The sequence below is a fragment of the Saccharothrix ecbatanensis genome, assembly GCF_014205015.1.
GTDB classification, from domain to species: Bacteria; Actinomycetota; Actinomycetes; order Mycobacteriales; family Pseudonocardiaceae; genus Actinosynnema; species Actinosynnema ecbatanense.
Genome location: NZ_JACHMO010000001.1, coordinates 6,157,560 through 6,176,242 on the forward strand (window position 1 = coordinate 6,157,560; position 18,683 = coordinate 6,176,242).

Genomic DNA, 18,683 nt, shown 5'->3' on the forward strand with positions numbered 1-18,683 from the left:
GCGGGTAGCGTGAGCGGCATGGGCCTCGCCGACGACCGTGACCTCGTCCCCCTGGGATCCGGCTTCGACATCGTCAAGCGCGGGTACGACCGCGCCCAGGTCGAGGACCACCTGGAACGCCTGGACTCCGACCTGCGCCTGCTCGCGGCCGACCGCGACGCGGCGGTGTCGCAGACCAACGACCTGACCCGGCAGCTCGAAGCGGCCCGGTCGGAGATCGCCGAGCTGCGCGGGCAGGTGGAACGGCTGTCGCTGCCGCCGACCACGCTGGAAGGGCTGAGCGAGCGCTTGCAGCGGATGCTGCGGCTCGCCCAGGACGAGGCGAACGAGATCAAGGCGCGGGCCGAGGCCGAGGGCGGGCACGTCCGGGCCAAGGCCGAGGCCGACGCGGGGGTGCTGCGCACCCGGTACGAGAAGCTGATCGCCGAGCTGGACCAGCGTCGCGCCGACATGGAGGCCGAGCACCGGGGCGTGCTGGAGAAGGCGCGCGCCGAGGCCGACCGGGTCGTGGGCGAGGCGCAGGCGGAGGCCGCGAGGTTGGACGCGGAGTCGCTCCAGCGCCGGAACACGATCGAGGAAGACTTCGAGATCGCGATGGCGGCCCGGCGGGTCGAGTCGATGAAGGTGCTGGCCGAGCAGGAGGCGTCGTCGAAGGGCGAGGCCGAGCGGCGGCTGCGTGAGGCGGCCGAGGAAGCCGCGCGCGTGCGTGCCCAGATCGCCCAGGAGCAGGCCGCTTCGAACGCCGAGGCGCAGCGTTTGGTGCGTGAAGCCACCGAAGAGGCCAACCGCCGTCGTCACGACTCCATCAGCGAGGCCACGGCGCGCGTCCAGGAGGCGACGGACGAGGCGAATCGCCGGGTACGCGAGGCCACCGAGGACGCCAACCGCCGCGTCACCCAGGCCACCCAGAAGGTCGACGCCCTCAGGCAGCTCCGCAACCGCCTGTCCCAGCAACTCCACTCCGTGCGCACCGCACTACACGACGTGACGCCGCTCCTGGACCCACTGGAAGAAGAACACCCCACCCCGGCCTCCACCAGCGGCTCCGCCCCCTCCACCCCCGCTCCCGCGGCCCCCACCTCCGGCACCGCCACCCCTCCCGCCACCGGCACCGCCGCCCCCTCCACCCCTGCCAGCGGCTCCGCCACCCCCACTCCCGCGGCCCCCAGCACCGGCGGCGCCACCCCGGCCAGGCCCCAGCCCACCCAGCCCGAAGCCACCAAACCGTCCCCCGACGGCCCCACCCAAAAGATCGCCCGCCCCAACCCCAGGGCCAACGCCGGCAAGCGCTAACCCGCGCGAGTCCTACGTTCAGAACGCGTGAGTCCTACGTTCAGGACCCCCGAATTCAACGCTCAGAACGCGCGAGTCGAACGCTCACGGCCCGCGAATTCACCACTCAGGTACCGCGAATCGCGCGCTCGGGCACGGCGAACCCGACGAGGACGACCGCCGTCACACACCGACGCGGTGACGCCAGTCGAGCACCGCCGAGGCGAACGCGTCCGGCGCCTCCATCGGCGTCAAATGCCCGGCCCCCGCCACCTCGACGTACTCGCCCTGCCGCAGCACCGCGACCAACTCCCTGGCCAACGCGGGCGGCGTGAGGGCGTCGTGCTCCCCCACCAGCACCAACGCGGGCACGTCCACCGACGCCAGCACCTCCGTCGAGTCGGGCCGCACGGCCATCGCCCGCTGCGCCCACGCCACCTCCGCCGGGTCCTGCCCGGAGATCAACTCCCGCACCTGCTCGACCACCGCCGCGTCCGCCGCAGGCCCGAGCAACCCGCCGACCACGGTGTCCGGCACCCACCCGACGCCCTCGGCCTCGACCCGCGCGGCCATCGCCAGCCGGTTCGCCCGCGCCTCGTCCGCGTCCGCCCCGGCACGCGTGTCGGCCAGCACCAGCCCGGCCACCCGCGACGGATCCCGCCGCAGCACTGCCATCGCCACATACCCGCCCATCGAGCACCCGCCGACCACCGCCCGCTCGATCCCACGCTCGTCCAACAACCGCAGCACGTCGTCCGCAACGACCATCAGATCGGGTGAACGACCCCCACCACGCTGCTCCGGCGTGATCGGTTTCAGCAGGTCACGCACCCCGTCCCACATGCGCGAGTCGAGCGGGAAGGCGTGCAGCAGGACTAGCGGAACAGACTCCATACCGGCTTCCATACCCAAATTGTCAGACCCCCTCCCTACCTTCATCCCCATGGCCTCCAACCCGGAACCGGACGAGATCCGAACCGACCGCCTCCTGCTGAGGCGCGTCGGCCCGGGTGACGTGCGCTCCGCGATCGCCGTGATGTCCGATCCGGAGACGAACCGCTTCAACCCGGCCGGCACGCCGTCCGCGGAGCAGGCGGCGAAGATGCTGGTGGAGTGGCAGGCCCACTGGGCACGTGACGACATCGGGTACTGGGCGGTGGAGCTGTCGGAGACCGGGGAGGTCATCGGCTTCGGCGGCCTCCGCCACCACGAGCTGGACGGGGAACCGACGCTCAACCTGTTCTACCGGTTCCGTCCCCGGCACTGGGGTCGCGGCTACGCGCCGGAGATGGCACGCGCGGCCATCGACTGGGCGAGCCGAGACCGGCCGGGCCGTCCGGTGGTGATCATCACCGATCCCGACAACACGCCCTCCCAGCGCGTCGCGGAGAAGCTGGGCTTCGCGCACGTGGGCGAACGCACGACCGATGAGGGACCGATGGTGGTCTGGCGGCGTCAGGAGGTCACGATGGTCACTTGACGCCGTTCGTGGGGGCCGGACCAGGTGCGCGGCAACGGCGTGGGCACCTCGGGCACGGCCGCGGACACGATCGCGTCGAGCACCTTGTCGGAGTGCCCGACCATGAGGTGCTTGGCGCCGGGGAAGTCGATCACGTCCGCGGTCGGGATGTCCGCGCCGAACCGCCGCCTGGCCTCGGCCGGTGGCAAGTAGGTGTCGAACTCGGGCACCAGGCACACCACCGGTTTGCCCGTACGCGCCCACACGCGCAGATGATCAGGCTCGCTCCAACGCAGAGGAGGTGAGATCAGGACAGCGCCCTCGACGATCGGGTCGCACCCGTGCATCAGCGCGAGGTCGGTGCCGAACGACCAACCCACGAGCCACACCGAGGGCAACCCTCGATCGGCCGCGAACGCCAAGGCCGCGGCGACATCCAGTCGCTCGCCCACGGCGTGGTCGAACGCGCCCTCGCTGCGCCCCGCCTCACTGACCGTGCCACGCGTGTTGAACCGCAACACCGCGAGGTCGGCCAGCGCGGGCAGCCGCCACGCCGCCTTGCGGTAGAGGTGGGAATCCATCATGCCGCCGTGCGTGGGCAACGGGTGCAGCAGCACGAGCGTGGCGCGTGGAACCCGGTCCGCCGGCAACGCCAACTCGCCGACCAACGCGAGACCGTCGTCGGTCCGCAACGTCACCGCTTCCCGGCGTGCCGGGAGCACGGTGTCAGCCTTGATCCGGACTTCGTCGACCACGGCGACATCCTGCCGGCCGCCGAATCACCGGCAGTGGGCGCGGGACGCGAGCAGTTGCGGGGTAGACGGCTGCCCGGGTGCAGCGGCGGGCACAGAGCGTCACCAACGACGGGCTGTGGGGCCTCTTCGGCCGCGTGACGACCAGCAGGCCTGGTGCCAGTGGCGGCGGTCTTCGACCGAGCCGTAGTCGGCGGCGGGCCAGGCGACGACGTGGGCGGTGCCGGGGCGGATCTCGTGGTCGCAGCCCGGACAGCGGTAGGTCTTGGTGGTGGCGGCGCCGGAGACGGTGCGCACCAGCCACTCGCCGTCCGGCCCGTTCTCCGCGCGCGCCCAGCCGTGGCCACCGATTGGTGACGGCTCGTCGGGGCGGTGCTGGCGGTTGCGGCGGGGCACGGGGAACGAGGGTATCCGGGCTTGCGGTGGGTGATCGCCTACGGTCCACGGGGTGAGCAAGTGGCGACGGGTCATATTAACCCTGCTTCTGATCGTTGAAATGGCCGTGACGCTCCTGCCCGTGGTGCGCGGGCTGCTGATCGAACCGTCAGCGGCGGACGTTTCGCCTGGTGGTCGGGTCAGGCCGGTGATCGAGGAGCACGACGTGCCGGTCTGGCAGCCGGTCGGACTCCGGCAGGGCGTGCTGCTGGCCACGACAATGTTGATGCTGGTCACAGCAGCGTCCGCGCTGGCGCCGGTGTGGTTGCGGCCGAAGGCACGGACGTGGGTGGCGACGTTCACCGGAACCCACGTGGCCGCCGCGGGATTGGGATGGGTGCACGGCCTGCCATTGCTGACCCTGCTCGCCACGGTGTCCGCTGTTGGGGTGCCCTTGCTGGTGCTCGCGCCGCAGCGGCGGGGAGAATGAGGGACGTGCCCACCTACGAGTTCCGTTGCAAGGCGTGCGGGTCGACGTTCGACGTGAAGCGGTCGATGAGCGAAGCCTCCGCCCCCGCGCCGTGTCCGAACGGCCACGACGACACCGTGAAGCTGCTGTCCATGGTCGGCCTCGGCGGCAAGGCCAACGCCCCCGCTGGCGGCGGTAACGGTGGCGGCGGGTGCTGCGGCGGCGGCTGCTGCGGCTGACCCGAGCAATCCCAGGGCCTCTGCAGCCAGTCTCAGCAGCCAGTCTCGGCAGCCAGGCTCAGCGGGCCTGCCGGAATTCTCACGCGCGCGCCCTCAAAGCCCCACACGCACGAGTCCGCGCCCTCCAGCCCCACACGCACGAGTCCGCGCCCTCCGAGCCTCACACGCTCGAGTCGGGATGCGGGCTGGGCGGCTCAACGGTTGACCCGTGCGACGTCTGGCCGGTGCAAGGGTTGGCCGGTGCGAGGGTTTGACTCGCTGGCGCGGCGGTTGGCCGGTGCCGGCTTGGGTGCCCGTGCTCGGACCGGAACAGGTAGCTCAGATGAGAGTCCGGCCGATAGGCGCCCTTGACCCGCCGTTGACCGCCGTTGACCGCCCCGGGACCACCATTGGCCCCCCTGATGGCCCCGGACCGCCCTCGACCGCTCTGGACCGCTCTGAACCGCTCTGAACCGCTCTGAACCACCCTGATGGCACCGATCAGGGAGTGGGTTCCTTGGTCAACAGCACCTCGGCGACCTTCTTACCCTGGTCGCAGATGGCGCCGAACCGGGCCGACCCGTCGATCACGATGATCCCGATGCCACCACCGGCATAGTCCATCACCAGCACACACGACGGCTGCACCGACGTGTCCGTGGTCCGGTCGAAGTACTTCACCTTCCGGTCCGCCAAGTCGAACTCGCCGTTGCTCTGCTCCAGCGTGATCGCCTTCCCCTCACGGAACCTGAGCGTCACGCCCACGTCCAGCGAGTCGACCGACGTCTGCCACTTGCACGACTGGTCGAACGACGTGTCGTACCCGGTGTCGGTGGGCTTGGCGCCCTTGTCCGGCACGTCGTAGGGCAAGTCCTTCCACCCGATCAACGCACAGATGTCACCCACCGCCGACGGCTCACTCGACCCCGACGTCGTCGGCGACGGCTTGGTGGACGACTTGCCGGACCCCGTCGGTGTGGGCTTGGTCGAGGTGAACGGTGGGTCCACGTCGAGCACCTGTTCCGCCACCGGAGTCCCGTTGACCGTGTACGCGCAAGCGCTCGTCAGACCGAACGCCACCACCAGGAGCGAGATCACCACACGCCGCATGGTGCCCACGATGCCAAACGCCGATTCCCACCACTCCATCAGGCCGCGTAACCGACCGTCAGACCGAGTAATCGCGGAACCCCTTGCCGGTCTTGCGACCCAGCCTCCCGGCCTTCACCAGGTGCTCCAACAACGGCGCGGGGGCGAAGCCGGCTTCACGGAACTCCAGGTAGAGCGTCCGCTCGATGGCCAGCGACACGTCCAGCCCCACCACGTCCAGCAGCTCGAACGGCCCCATTGGCAACGAGCAGCCGACCTTCATCGCGTTGTCGATGTCGTCGGCCACCGCGTAGTGCGCCTCCAACATCTTCACCGCGTCGTTCAGGTACGGGAACAGCAGCGCGTTCACGATGAACCCGGCCCGGTCACCGCAGTGCACCGGCACCTTGCCCAGATCCAGGCACACCCGCCGGGCGGTGGCCACCACGTCGGCCGACGTCGAGATCGTCTCGACCACCTCGACCAGCTTCATCACCTGGGCCGGGTTGAAGAAGTGCAGGCCGACCACGTCACCGGGTCGCGCGGTGGCGGCGGCGCACTCGATCACCGGCAGCGACGACGTCGTGGTCGCCAGCACCGCGCCCGGCTTGCACACCTCGTCCAACGCCTCGAACACGGCCTTCTTGACCGACAGCTCCTCGGCCACCGCCTCGACCACTAGATCGCAATCGGCCAGGTCCGAGAACTCGACAACGGGCGTGATGCGGGCCAGCGCCGCGTCCCGATCATCCGCCGACAGCTTGCCGCGCGACACGGCCTTCTCCAACGACTTGCCCACCTTGGCCACGGCGGCGGAAGCCTTCTCCGACGACCGAGCCCGCAGCACCACGTCGTACCCGCGCTTGGCGAACACCTCGACGATGCCGGTGGCCATGGTCCCGGTGCCGATCACCCCGACCCGCTGGACCTCCCGAGTGGGCACGCCCTCCTCGGCGGCAACCGGCGTCTGCACGTCCGGCACGACGACGGGCGAGTCCGGCCCGTCGTAGGTGTAGAAACCGCGCCCGCTCTTCCGACCCAGCAGACCCGCCGTGATCATCTGCTTCAGCAACGGCGCGGGAGCGTGCAAACGATTGCGCGACTGGTGGTACATCGTGTCGAGGATTTCGTACGCGGTGTCCAACCCGATCAAGTCGAGCAGCGCCAACGGACCCATCGGGTAGCCGCAGCCGTACCGCATGGCCGCGTCGAGGTCTTCCCTTGTCGCGTAACGGGATTCGTACATCCGGACCGCGTGGTTCAGGTACCCGAACAGCAGCGCGTTGGCGATGAACCCGGCCCGGTCGCCGATCACGACCGGCGTCTTGCCCAGCCCCTCCACGAACGCCACCACGTCGGTCACCACGTCGGGCTCGGTGACGACCGTCCGGATCACCTCGACCAGCTTCAACACCGGCGTGGGGTTGAAGAAGTGCATCCCGACGACCTTGCCCGGCCGTCCCGTGTGGACACCGATCTCGGTGATCGACAGCGACGACGTGTTGGACGCGAACACCGTGTCCGGGCCGCAGATCCGGTCCAGCTCGGCGAACACCTCGGCCTTGAGCTCGATCCGCTCCGGCACCGCCTCGATCACGAGGTCCGCACCCGCCAACGCGTCCAGCGACGTGGCATACGAGATGCGGGCCAGCGTGGCGTCCCGATCAGCCGAAGAGAGCTTCCCGCCCGCCACGGCGCGGTCCGTCGAGTGGGTCAGATGACCACGACCTCGGTCCAGAGCGGTCTCGTCCACGTCCACCGCCACGACAGTGACGCCGGTCCGGGCGAGCACCTCGGCGATACCGGCGCCCATGGTGCCGAGACCGACGATTCCGACCGTGTTGAACTGGCGCGTCACTGTTTACCTCCCACTCACCGGAGTGGCTACCGGACGGTAACTTGACGCGACTATCCCACGGTCGTCACGCGTCGTTCGCGTGAGCTTCACCATCGGTATCGTGCAAGTAATCGGTCCAGGGCACGTCTCAACAGCTCATTCGTCGAACCGGCGCGCGGCCAGCTCCTCCACCCGCCGCACGGCCTCCGCCGCGTCGGCGCCACTCGCCGCGACCTCGATCCGCGCACCACCGGGCGCGCCCAACCCCATCAACGCCAGCACGCTCTTGGCGTCCGCCTCCTCCTCCCCGAACCGCACCACCACCGCGGCGTCCAACGAGGCCAACGCCCGCGCCACCAACGCCGCCGGCCGAGCGTGCAGCCCGACGGAGTTCGTCAACGAGACCTCCGCCCGCACCACATCCCCACCCACCTCGACCGAGTCCTGCCCACCACCACCGGCCGAAACAGCAGCCGCCGCCACCTCCGGCAGGCCGGCGCCACCCTGCGCGCGAACGGCAGCAGCCACCGCGCCCTCGACCAACGGCGCGTCCACGACCATGACCGACCCGGCAGCCTCCTCAGCAGCCATGTCGGCGACCATCTTCGCGCTGCCAAGATCGAACAGAACCACCACACCGGCACCCGAATCGGCTTGGGAAATGGCCTCCCCGACAGCCTCGTAGGAAGTGCCCAACCCGCCCATCCCATCCCCGCCGGACGGCACGATCTTCACCGAAGGCGCCATCTGACCGGCCAACTCGGCCACCCCGAAAGCCAGCTGCCGACTGTGCGACACCACCACCAGCCCGATCACCGCGCACGCCCCGCGAACGTCCGAAGCAGCAACGACGTCGAGCGCGCCCCCGGATCAAGATGACCGGCACTCCGCTCGCCCAGGTACGACGCACGCCCCTTCCGCGCCACCAACGGCACGGTCGAATCGGCCCCCAACTCCGCCGCATCAGCCGCCGCCGACAACACCTCGGCCACCCCACCACCACTTGCCGCGACAGACTCGGCAGCAGCCACCGCAGGCGTGAGGGCGTCCACCATCGTCTTGTCCCCCACCTCGGCCTTACCGCGCGCCACGACGCCCTCCAGCGCGGCCCGCAACGCCTTGGCCACCACCGTGCCGTCCATCGAAGCGACGTCACCGACCGACGTGGCCGCACGCAGGAACGCCGTCCCGTACAACGGCCCGGCCGCGCCACCCACCGTGGAGATCAAAGTCGTCGCCACCAACCTCAACACCCCACCCGGCGACGCGGGCGCATGACCGTCCAGTTTGGACACCAACGCGGTGAACCCGCGAGCCATGTTCTCGCCGTGGTCGCCGTCGCCGATCTCCCGGTCCAACCGCAGCAGCTCGTCCCGGTGCTCCACCACCACCGCCGCCACCGCACGCATCGCCTCGGCGACGGATTCCGCCGTGCACTCCATCAGACACCCCACCGCAGCGCCGGCGTGTGCACGGGCGCGTCCCACAGCTCGACCATCTCGTCGTCCAACTTCAGCAACGTCAGGCTCATGCCCTGCATCTCCATGCTCGTGATGAACGGGCCGACCAACCGCCGCTCCACCGTGATCCCCCGCTCGGCAAGGAGCCGCTCCGCGATCCCGTGCGCCAGGTACAGCTCGATCAGCGGCGTCCCACCCATGCCATTCGTGAACAGCAGGACGCGATCCCCGTCCCCGAACGGCAGGTCTTCCAGAATCGGGTCCAACAAAGCAGGCACCAACTCCTCGGCGGTCCCCACCTTCACCCGCTGACGACCGGGCTCACCGTGGATGCCGATCCCCAACTCCATCTCGTCATCCGCCAACGTGAACGAAGGCTCCCCCGCGTGCGGCACGGTGCAGGCCGTCAACGCCAACCCCATCGACCGGACCTGCGCGACAACCCGCCGCGCCAACGCCTCACAGCCATCAAGGTCGACCCCGCGCTCGGCCGCCGCCCCGACGATCTTCTCCAGCAGAACAGTCCCACCCACACCGCGCCGACCAGCCGTGAACAGCGAGTCCTTGACCGCGACGTCGTCATCGATCACAACGGTCCGCACGTCCACGCCATCAGCCGCCGCCAGCTCGGCGGCAGTCTCGAAGTTCAGCACGTCACCGGTGTAGTTCTTCACGACCAGCAACGCCCCCGCACCACCATCGGTACGAGTCACAGCCGCCGCGACCTGGTCAGGAGTAGGCGAGGTGAAAACAGCACCAGGACAGGCCGCGTCGAGCATCCCCCGCCCGACGAACCCGCCGTGCAACGGCTCATGCCCCGACCCACCACCGGAGATCAGAGCGACCTTGCGGGACACCGGAGCATCCGCCCGAACCACCACCGCCGGGTCGTAATGGATCTCCAAAAGGTCCGCGTGCGCAAGCGCCATCCCGCGCAACGCGTCCACCACCACTGTCGCCGGATCGTTGATGATCTTCTTCACGGTGACCTCCCGATCGACGCTGATCACCCCATTACTACTCCACCGGAAGCGGCCCGGAAAGCGGAAGCTACGGTGAGGCTGCCCTAAGAACAGCAGGTCAGTGACCTGGAGTAGCGGAGGAAACCCCTAGAGTGGCAATCACCAGGATCGCGGCCCTGCTCGTCACCGCACTCGCCCTCAGCGCGTGCGGCCAAGCTGAAACCGCCGACAAGCCCGCAGTGGCCCAGGGTGGCGCGGAATTCGGCCAGGCGGGACAGAAGAGCTCCGGTTTCGGAACGGACGCCCAACCAGGCCAGTTCCCCCGGACGATCAAGCACGCCATGGGCGAGACGGTCATCGAGAAGCGCCCCGAACGAGTGGTAGTCCTCGACGGCGGCGAACTCGACAACGTGGTCGCGCTCGGCATCAAGCCCGTAGGCGTCGCCTACCCCGACGGCGCACCCACGATGCCGACCTACGTCGGTGACAAGGCGGGCACCCCGGAGAACGTCGGCGGCATCACCAGCCTGAACCTGGAAACGATCGCCAAGCTCCAGCCGGACCTGATCATCGGCTCACAACTGCGCGCCGAGCAGCAGTACCCCAAGCTGTCCGAGATCGCCCCCACCGTCTTCGCCGTCCGCCCCGGCTACACCTGGAAGGAGAACTTCCGCCTCAACGCCGCGGCACTTGACCGCGTCACCGAGGCCGAGAAGCTCATCACCGACTACGAGGCCCACGCCAAGCAGGTCGGCGAGAACATCGAGCGCAAGGCAGGCAAGCGCCCCACCGTCACCATGCTCCGCTTCATGCCGGGCAAGACCAGGCTCTACGCCAAGAAGTCGTTCATCGGCACCATCCTGATCGACGCAGGCATCCCCCAGCCCCAGGCCAGCCAGGCAGACGACCTGGCGGTAGAGGTCAGCACCGAGCAGATCAGCCAGGCCGACGGCGACTGGATCCTCATCGGCACCTACGGCGACCAGACCAAGACCGCCCAACAGCAAGTCCAAGGCGGCCCGCTCTGGCAGACCCTCAGCGCAGTCAAGGCCGGCCACGCCAAGCTCGTAAGCGACGAAACCTGGTTCCTAGGCCTAGGCGTCCTAGCCGCAGAAGAAGTCCTGACCGACCTGGAACAAACCCTCACGACCTAACAACACAAAACCAGGCCGCAGAACTTTGACACCCACCCAAACCACCAGGAACCCACAAGGCTCGATTTGACATGGGTTCGGGTGCCATAGGCTGGACGAAGCCGGGCAGGCTTGGCGGACGCTCTTCCCGCCATGCCTGCCCGGCTTTGGCCTGCCTGGGGTGCCCGTAAGGGCCCCATGTCAAATCGAGCCGAACCCACCCACCCACGCACACACACCCAACCAAACCCAACCCACTACCGCCCGTACAACACCCGAACCAACCGCACAACCCGCCGAATAGTCCGAGACCCCCGCTCATAGGTCATCGGATCCAGCACCGCCCCAAACCGCTTCCGAGTAACCGAATGGGCATACGTGAACTCCCGCAACCCATCCTCCCCATGAATCCGCCCGAACCCGGAATCACCGACCCCACCAAACGGCAGCCCAGGCACCGACGCATAAGCCAGCACGGAATTCACCGAAACCATCCCGCACCGCAACTTACCCGCCAGCTCCTCCCCCCGATTCCGGGAGAAAACCGAAGCGCCCAACCCGTAGGCCAACGAGTTGGCCTGCCGAACCGCCTCATCCGCGTCGGCAACCCGGTTGATCACCAACGTAGGCCCGAACGTCTCCTCCACCGCCGCCTTGGCGTCAGCCGGCACGTCCACCAGCACCACCGGCTCCACATACGGCGCCCGGATCGACTCCAGCCCACCCACGACCGCCCGCGCCCCACGCTCCAACGCGTCCGCGACGTGCGACTGGATGATCCCCACCTGCGCCGGCATGGTGATCGGCCCGAAATCGGCATTCGACTGGCCACCGGGCCGCAGTTTCGACGCCTTCTCCGTCACCAACCGGACAAACTCTTCGTAAACGGCCTCAGCCACGTAAACCCGCTCAACCCCGGCGCAAGTCTGCCCGGCGTTGAAGATCCCACCCCACACCGCACCATCGGCCGCCGCCATCACATCAGCGTCCTCGGCCACGATCATCGGGTCCTTGCCGCCGCACTCCAGCAACACCGGCGTCAAAGACTCGGCACAAGCCGCCATGACCTTCTTGCCAGTCTGCGTGGACCCGGTAAACGCCAGCTTGTCCACTCCGGACTTGCACAACGCAGCGCCCACGTCACCAAATCCGGTCACCACCTGGAACACCGGAAACTCCGGCACGACCTCGCCGAACGTCGACGCCAGGAAAACGCCCACCCCCGGCGTGAACTCGGAAGGCTTGAACACCACCGTGTTCCCCGCCGCCAACGCGTAAGCGATCGAACCCATGGGCGTGAACGCCGGGTAGTTCCACGGCCCGATCACCCCGACCACACCCAACGGCCGGTACTCCAGCGACGCCGCGTGGTTGTACATCAGCATTCCGGACGAGATCTTGCGCTTGCCCAGCACCTTCCCCGCGTGCTTGGCCGCCCAATGCAAGTGGTCGATCACCAACGCCAACTCGGTACGCGCGTCGTCCGCGGACTTCCCGGTCTCCGCGCTGATCAACGTCTGGAGTTCCTCCAGCCGTTTGACCAGCAGCTTCCTCCAGGCGTCCAGCCGAGCACGCCGCCCGTCGAACCCGAGCTCCGCCCAGAACTCGGACGCGTCACGCGCCATCCGCACGGCCTCGCGCACGTCGTCCTCCGACGCCACGGAGTGGTGGCCGACGACTTCGCCGGTGCGGGGGTCGAGCGAGGCGAACCGCCGGCCCTCGTCCTCGCCCCGCGCCGGAGTGGTGGGAGCGGTCTGCGTCATCGGGCCCTCCAAGCAATACACAAAACGCGGGCGTTACTCGACAGTAACGGGTAGGTCCGGACGGTGTCAGCCCCCGTTTCAGGCTTTCGGGATCTTGCCCACCAGCCCCTTGGCGAACGCCACAGCCGTGGCGCACCGGTCGAACTGCGACTCCTTCGGCCCGGCGGACTTCACCTCGACCACCTCGCCCTTGTTCTCGTCCCCGACGAGTTGCACCCACTTGACCTCGCACGACGGGAACGCCGTCACGCTGTCCACCTGGTAGCCGGTCACCCCGCCACCCAGGTCGACCTCGGTCTGCTTGTCGTCGAAGTCGCGGTCACGCGGGACGAACGTGGCACGGAAGTCCAGCGTCAGCTCACGGTCGTCACCCACCCACGAGCAGTTGTGCAGCCCATACGGGTACACCCGACGGTCGGCGCCCACCGCCGTGTCGATCGCCGCCTGGTCCGGCAGCGCACACGGGTCCAGCGTGATCAGCGAGCCCTTGACCGGCTCCCTGGTGGGCGGGTCCTCCCTGATCCGCTTGACCACCGACTCCGCGACCACCCGCCCGGGCGTGCACGCGTCGCCGTCCTCGTAGCCGATCTGCACGGTGATGCCCAGGCCCGGCTTGTCCTGGGTGATCACCGAGACGAAGCAGGCGCTGTTCTCCAGCGTTTGCTCGTGGCTGCGCAGGCCGGCGATCTGCTTGTCCGCGTTCTTCAGCTCGGAGGTCATGGTCTGACCGGTTTCGACGGTGACCGCGAGGTCCTTGCCCGCCTTGTCCTTCATGAAGTTCGAGCACCTGGCGTACCCGCTGCGCGACTGGTCGCCGGGCGTGCCGAACTGCTTCAGCACTTCCTCGTCCAGCAGCTCGCACGGGTCGATCAGCCGCATCTTGTCCGACGCGAACGCCGGTTCGACCGGTTCCCCGTCCGGCGCCGGCGTGGTGCGCGTCGTCCCGGTCGGATCGGACACCTTCTCCGCGTTCGCCGGGATCGTGGTGCGCGGGAACTTCTGCTTGGCCAGATCCGCCCCGGCGCAGCCGGCAAGGAGGAGGATCGCGCTCAGGACGGCGACGAGACGGTGCACGACGTGCACGGTAGCGACCGACTGCGCCATTCGGGGCGGGAACCCTGTGTTCGCCCTCACGGCAGTGCTCGGGAACGATCCAGAAGATCGACGCGCTGCACCTGGTGACCCCGATGAAACCGACGAGAGGAGCACCGAATGCGCACCCGCATCCGACGCACCATCCAGTGGCTCGACACCTGGACCGTCGAGGCGTTCAACCCGATCTACCCCCGGCGCTGAACCCTCCAGCCGACACCGGCTGAACCCTGACGAAAGCAGATCAGTCCGTCCCAGGACTGACCGGCCCAGTATCAACCGTGCCCGGCCCACCAGGGCCGGGCGCACCCGCATCAGGCACGATCACCGGCCGCAACGCGGCCCACCCGGCGAACAACGCCGACAGCACGACCATCCCCACCCCGGACCACAGGTTGATGTTGAGCCCGTCGGCCTTCGCCAGGTCGGCCTCCTCCGTGAACCCGAGCCCGACCACCAGCAACACCACGCCGAAGATGGCGAAGAGCATCGCGATCACCAGCCGCAGGTCGAACAGACCGGCCTTGTGCGCCATGACGACCTACCTCCCTCCCTCAGCCGAATCAGCAGATCAGCCGAATCAGCCGAAGATGATGTTGAGCACGAACGTCAGCACCAGCACGCCGATGCCCAGCAGCAGCGGCGACCGGTACCACCCGGCGTCCTCACCGGTGGTGGAGTGCATCCGGTCCGCCTTGGGCGTCAGGCTGTAGACCAGCCCGACCAGCCGTTCCTCCGGCACCGGCCGGGTGAACGACGTCACCACCACGCTGACCACGATGTCGACCGCGAACGCCACACCCGCGCCGAGGAAGCTGGCGCCCTGGCCCGGCAGGTCCAGCACTCCCGTCTCCGCCAGCACGAACACCGCCACCGCCGCGATCGTGCCCGCGACCAGACCGGACCACCCCGCCGCGGCCGACATCCGCTTCCAGAACATGGCCAGGATGAACGTGGCGAACAGCGGCGCGTTGAAGAACGAGAACAGCGCCTGGATGTAGTCCATGATGTTGCCGTAGCCGGCCGCGAGGAACGCGGTGCCGATGGCGACCACCGTGCCGCCGACCGTGGCCAGCCGGCCGACCCGGAGGTAGTACTCGTCCGGGCGGTCCTTGCGGATGTAGTCCTGCCACAGGTCGTACGTGAACACGGTGTTGAAGCTGGACACGTTCGCCGCGACACCCGCCATGAACGACGCCATCAGACCGGTGATCGCGATGCCCAGCATGCCGTTCGGGAGCAGCTCGCCGATCAACGCGGGCAGCGCGTTGTTGTACGTGACGCCGGAACCCGTGTCGCCCGCCTTGAGCGCCGCCATCTCCGGCACGACCAGCGCCGCGATGATGCCCGGGATGATGATCACGAACGGGATGAGCATCTTGGGGTACGCGCCGATGATCGGCGTGCGCCGCGCAGCCGACATGCTCTTGGCCGACAACGCGCGCTGCACCTCGGCGAAGTTCGTCGTCCAGTAGCCGAACGACAGCACGAAACCCAGGCCGAAGACGATGCCGATCACGCTCAGCACCGGGTTCTGGATGCCGGTCAGCTCCGTCGCGGGCCACGCGGACAGCTGTTCGGCGCCACCCGGACCGCCGGTGACCCGAGCCACCAGACCGTCCCAGCCGCCGACCTTGTGCAGGCCCACGATGGTCAGCGGCAGCAGCGCGGCGACGATCACGAAGAACTGGAGCACCTCGTTGTAGATCGCCGCCGACAGTCCGCCCAGCGCCGTGTACGTGAGCACGATCGCCGCCGCGATGACCACGGACAGCGGGATCGGCCAGCCGAGCATGAGGTTCAGCAGGAACGCCAGCGCGTACAGGTTCACGCCCGCGATCAGCACCTGGGCCGCGGCGAAGCTGATCGCGTTGACCAGGTGCGCGCCCTTGCCGAAGCGGCGGCGGAGGAACTCGGGGACGCTGCGGACTTTGGAGCCGTAGTAGAACGGCATCATCACCAGGCCGAGGAAGACCATGGCCGGGATCGCGCCGATCCAGTAGTAGTGCACGGTCGCCATGCCGTACTGAGCGCCGTTGGCGGCCATGCCGAGCAGTTCGATCGCGCCGAGGTTGGCGGAGATGAACGCCAGGCCCGTCACCCACGCGGGCAGCGAACGGCCGGAGAGCAGGAAGTCCAGGCTCGACGAGACCGATCTGCGGGCCAGGAAGCCGATGCCGAGCACGAACACGAAGTAGATCGCCAACAGGCTGTAGTCCAACGGACCGGCGTCAAGCCTGAGATCCACCTGGGCCAGCACGGGCACCTTCGCCCACCTCCCCGATCAACCACCGTCTCCGACACCGTCGAACACCGTCGATCACCACCGCACAGCCGCACCACCGCTTTACGGCACCACCACACAGCCGATCAAGCCGACGGTAATGCACCTCGACCCGGCCCGCCGGTTTGAACTACCCACGGCCAAACCTCAGGTGCCCGGCAGGTGAGCGTGCCTAGCGGGTGATGACGAACGTCGTCTCGGCGTAGATCGGCCCGGACGTGGCCCCGATGGTGAACTGGGTGCCCGGAGCGGAATCGCCGAACGAGTCGGGCACGCGGACCGGGACACCGGCGAACCGACCGGCCGCGTCCGCCGTGGTCTCACCGATCTGACCGCCGTGGAAGGTGAACAACACTCGCCCATGCGCCGGATAACCCTCGCCGCTGAGCCGGAAGTCCCCGCCGGCGTGGCCGGCAAGGGGCTGGGCCGTGAGACGTGCGGCCGAAGGAGCCGCGGAAGTGGAACTGAATACCGTCACGACCGGCAGTGGAGCCGGCTCACCAGTGCAGCCGCCCAGCGCCACAGAGAACACCACAGAGAACACCAGAACCAGTGCACCGGGTCTTCGCACCGCGCCTCCCGGGCCGGTCGACGGGAAGTCAGCGTATATCGCCGAATCCGCCAAGCCATGCTGCCAAACGGCCCTCGTCGGTCCGCACTTCCGCGGACCGACGAGAACCGACGACAACCGACGGGAACCACTGAACCGCCTCAGAACGGCCAGGCCGCGTTCCGACCGCTCTCCAGCAACGGGATCATCCGGAAAGCCTGGTCGGTCAGCCCGCCGAACGTGTGCCGGTCACGCCCGCCGCTCGGCGCGTGGCCGTGCCGGTACCCGGCCAGGTTCCACGTGTACAGCGGCACGTGCGCGGGCAGCGCCCGGTGGACGTCACCGTCCGAGGCCTGCTCGTCGGTCAGGATCACCACGCGGTCGTGGCCGGTGAAGTGCCGGCGCAGCGCACCGGCGGTGTCGGTCCCGCCGCCGAGGAAGTAGCCGCCGTCCTTCCACCGGTCGACCGACCGCAGCAACGACTCCCCACCCCGGACCGGGAACACCATCGTCTTCGCGCCGGGCGGATCGCCGGCGTAGTACTGCGCGGAGCTGAACGACACCACCTCGGCGTCCGCGCACCGGGAACCGAGGGCGATGCCGAACACCGCCGCCGCGTCCCAGCGCATCAGCGACCCGTCCTTGCTGAACGACGCCTGCATGGAGCTGGACGTGTCCACCAGGATCAGCGTCCGGCCGGCCAACGCGGGCACGTTGGCGAGCGAGTGCGTGATGGCCTGCTCCAACGCCCAAGCCCACCGCAACGACGGCGCCGCCCGGAACGCCGACAGGAACCGCATCGGCAGCTGCCGGGACCGCGCCACCTGCGCCGGGTCCGCCAACCGGGCCGCGACCTCCGCCGCCACCTCGTCGGAGACGCCCGCCTCGTCGAAGTTCCGCAACTGGCGCAGCAGCGCCATGTACCCCATGGACGGGACCAGCGCCTCCCACACGTCGGCGGTCATCGGGCCCTGGAGCCAGCCGGCGACCGACTCCCACGTCATGCCCGCGTTCCGGAGGGTCGACGTGACAGTGTCGCGGTCCTGCTGGAACAGCGCGCGCCGCTGCTCCACGGGCCACGCCAGCAGCTCCGCGCGTGCACGCAGCACGTCCAGCGACGCCGGAACCCCGTCGATGCTGCCGTGACGGCGGTCGAGGGCATGGCGGAACAGGTCACCCTGCTTGTCGGTCACCGCCGACGGGTGCACGAGGTTGAGCACGTCGCCGAACCGGAAACCGCGTGCCTCCGAATCCCACTTCGCCAACGCGCGCTCGTCGTACAGCCGCCGCACCGCGTCCGCCACGCCGCGCTTGACCGGCTTCGGCAGCGTCCGGCCGTGGTACGAGGACCAGTAGGCCAGGAACTCGCCCGGCTCGTCGGCACGCTGGAGCACCGAGTCCACCACTTGCCGGGACATGCCCTGCTCACCGGCGTCCAAGCGGGCCTTGACGAAGTGCGCCGCACCCACCAGGGACGCCGAGCGCATGTTCGCCGCACCGCGCAGCCACGCCAGGAACCGGGCCGTCCACTCGGGGTCGGCGATGGTCACGGCGCGCACGAGCTCGGCATAGCGGTCGTCCCGCTTGTCGGAGGCCTCGTAGAAGGTCTGCTCGCCGACCATGTTCGTGACGGCGAGCAAGAACAGTTCGGACTTCGGCTCGCGCACATATCCGGCGCCGCCCTCGTGGGTCAGCCCGCTCGGAACGGACTCGGACACGACGGGGCTGGACACCAGCGCGCGGACACGGGCGGAATTGAACTTGCTCATTGCTCGGCCTCAAGTTTCTTGAGGGAGCGACTACAGCCTCACACGTGCCCGAGATCAAAGTCGGCGAAGGTACGGTTGGTGTCCTGGGCCGCTAGACGACACCGACCACCGGCCGGCGACGGGATTCGAACCCGCGTCACCCCTTTGGAAGAGGAAGTAACCCTCGCCTGCGCACCGGGCACGTGTGAAGTTGTGGGCT

19 protein-coding genes and 1 tRNA gene are annotated in these 18,683 nt (G+C 68.8%); 5 read left to right on the top strand and 15 right to left on the bottom strand.

Annotation, left to right across the window (positions count from 1 at the left end):
• The first annotated feature begins 18 nt into the window (after positions 1 to 18).
• The gene (locus F4560_RS26215; protein WP_184924157.1) at positions 19 to 1,293 is read left to right on the top strand and encodes a chromosome segregation protein; all 1,275 of its coding nucleotides are present in this window, start codon (positions 19 to 21) and stop codon (positions 1,291 to 1,293) included.
• 162 nt (positions 1,294 to 1,455) lie between these two features.
• On the opposite strand, the gene F4560_RS26220 is transcribed toward F4560_RS26215, so the two are convergent.
• Positions 1,456 to 2,166, bottom strand: coding sequence for an alpha/beta fold hydrolase (locus tag F4560_RS26220; protein WP_184924159.1), 711 nt, complete (start codon positions 2,164 to 2,166; stop codon positions 1,456 to 1,458).
• 49 nt (positions 2,167 to 2,215) lie between these two features.
• On the opposite strand from F4560_RS26220, the gene F4560_RS26225 reads away from it, so the two are divergent.
• On the top strand, positions 2,216 to 2,752 hold the full coding sequence (locus F4560_RS26225; protein ID WP_184924161.1) for a GNAT family N-acetyltransferase: 537 nt from the start codon (positions 2,216 to 2,218) through the stop codon (positions 2,750 to 2,752).
• On the opposite strand, the gene F4560_RS26230 is transcribed toward F4560_RS26225, so the two are convergent.
• Positions 2,728 to 3,486 carry an alpha/beta hydrolase gene (locus F4560_RS26230; RefSeq protein ID WP_184924163.1) on the bottom strand — a complete coding sequence of 253 codons (759 nt, stop codon included), beginning with the start codon at positions 3,484 to 3,486 and terminating at the stop codon, positions 2,728 to 2,730. The two genes, F4560_RS26225 and F4560_RS26230, sit on opposite strands and share 25 nt — an antisense overlap.
• A 99-nt stretch (positions 3,487 to 3,585) precedes the next feature.
• Positions 3,586 to 3,879, bottom strand: coding sequence for an Rv1322 family protein (locus F4560_RS26235; RefSeq protein ID WP_184924165.1), 294 nt, complete (start codon positions 3,877 to 3,879; stop codon positions 3,586 to 3,588).
• Between the two features lie 52 nt (positions 3,880 to 3,931).
• Between F4560_RS26235 and F4560_RS26240 the strand changes: the two genes are divergently transcribed.
• Together F4560_RS26240 and F4560_RS26245 are read left to right on the top strand one after the other, a co-directional pair.
• Positions 3,932 to 4,348 (top strand): hypothetical protein, encoded by a 417-nt coding sequence (locus F4560_RS26240; protein WP_184924167.1) that lies wholly within the window; start codon positions 3,932 to 3,934, stop codon positions 4,346 to 4,348.
• Positions 4,349 to 4,353: 5 nt separating this feature from the next.
• Positions 4,354 to 4,566, top strand: a complete 213-nt coding sequence (locus tag F4560_RS26245) for an FmdB family zinc ribbon protein (protein ID WP_033439483.1) — start codon at positions 4,354 to 4,356, stop codon at positions 4,564 to 4,566.
• 480 nt (positions 4,567 to 5,046) lie between these two features.
• Here the strand turns inward: F4560_RS26245 and F4560_RS26250 are convergent, their stop codons facing one another.
• The 5 genes from F4560_RS26250 to dhaK form a co-directional block, all read right to left on the bottom strand.
• On the bottom strand, positions 5,047 to 5,655 hold the full coding sequence (locus F4560_RS26250; protein ID WP_184924169.1) for a DUF3558 family protein: 609 nt from the start codon (positions 5,653 to 5,655) through the stop codon (positions 5,047 to 5,049).
• A gap of 58 nt (positions 5,656 to 5,713) precedes the next feature.
• Complete coding sequence (locus tag F4560_RS26255) at positions 5,714 to 7,492, bottom strand: 3-hydroxyacyl-CoA dehydrogenase family protein (protein ID WP_184924171.1); 1,779 nt, start codon at positions 7,490 to 7,492, stop codon at positions 5,714 to 5,716.
• Between the two features lie 135 nt (positions 7,493 to 7,627).
• A complete protein-coding gene (gene dhaM / locus F4560_RS26260; RefSeq protein ID WP_184924174.1) occupies positions 7,628 to 8,287 on the bottom strand; it encodes a dihydroxyacetone kinase phosphoryl donor subunit DhaM in 660 nt (219 codons plus the stop codon).
• The gene (dhaL, locus tag F4560_RS26265; protein ID WP_184924176.1) at positions 8,284 to 8,913 is read right to left on the bottom strand and encodes a dihydroxyacetone kinase subunit DhaL; all 630 of its coding nucleotides are present in this window, start codon (positions 8,911 to 8,913) and stop codon (positions 8,284 to 8,286) included. The genes dhaM and dhaL overlap by 4 nt, the downstream gene beginning before the upstream one ends.
• Positions 8,913 to 9,914, bottom strand: a complete 1,002-nt coding sequence (gene dhaK / locus F4560_RS26270) for a dihydroxyacetone kinase subunit DhaK (protein WP_184929402.1) — start codon at positions 9,912 to 9,914, stop codon at positions 8,913 to 8,915. The genes dhaL and dhaK overlap by 1 nt, the downstream gene beginning before the upstream one ends.
• A gap of 131 nt (positions 9,915 to 10,045) precedes the next feature.
• Here dhaK and F4560_RS26275 point away from each other — a divergent pair, with 131 nt between their 5' ends.
• On the top strand, positions 10,046 to 11,047 hold the full coding sequence (locus tag F4560_RS26275; RefSeq protein WP_184924178.1) for an ABC transporter substrate-binding protein: 1,002 nt from the start codon (positions 10,046 to 10,048) through the stop codon (positions 11,045 to 11,047).
• 236 nt (positions 11,048 to 11,283) lie between these two features.
• On the opposite strand, the gene F4560_RS26280 is transcribed toward F4560_RS26275, so the two are convergent.
• From F4560_RS26280 to F4560_RS26310, 7 genes are all read right to left on the bottom strand, one after another.
• Positions 11,284 to 12,789, bottom strand: coding sequence for an aldehyde dehydrogenase family protein (locus F4560_RS26280; protein WP_184924180.1), 1,506 nt, complete (start codon positions 12,787 to 12,789; stop codon positions 11,284 to 11,286).
• 78 nt (positions 12,790 to 12,867) lie between these two features.
• A complete protein-coding gene (locus tag F4560_RS26285; RefSeq protein ID WP_184924182.1) occupies positions 12,868 to 13,863 on the bottom strand; it encodes a DUF3558 family protein in 996 nt (331 codons plus the stop codon).
• A gap of 262 nt (positions 13,864 to 14,125) precedes the next feature.
• On the bottom strand, positions 14,126 to 14,416 hold the full coding sequence (locus F4560_RS26290; protein WP_184924184.1) for a hypothetical protein: 291 nt from the start codon (positions 14,414 to 14,416) through the stop codon (positions 14,126 to 14,128).
• Between the two features lie 45 nt (positions 14,417 to 14,461).
• A complete protein-coding gene (locus tag F4560_RS26295) occupies positions 14,462 to 16,147 on the bottom strand; it encodes a sodium:solute symporter family protein (protein ID WP_184924186.1) in 1,686 nt (561 codons plus the stop codon).
• A gap of 190 nt (positions 16,148 to 16,337) precedes the next feature.
• Positions 16,338 to 16,643 carry a hypothetical protein gene (locus F4560_RS26300; protein WP_184924188.1) on the bottom strand — a complete coding sequence of 102 codons (306 nt, stop codon included), beginning with the start codon at positions 16,641 to 16,643 and terminating at the stop codon, positions 16,338 to 16,340.
• A gap of 233 nt (positions 16,644 to 16,876) precedes the next feature.
• Positions 16,877 to 18,484 carry a TROVE domain-containing protein gene (locus tag F4560_RS26305; RefSeq protein WP_184924190.1) on the bottom strand — a complete coding sequence of 536 codons (1,608 nt, stop codon included), beginning with the start codon at positions 18,482 to 18,484 and terminating at the stop codon, positions 16,877 to 16,879.
• 110 nt (positions 18,485 to 18,594) lie between these two features.
• Positions 18,595 to 18,655, bottom strand: a tRNA-Ser gene (locus F4560_RS26310).
• Positions 18,656 to 18,683 lie beyond the last annotated feature (28 nt).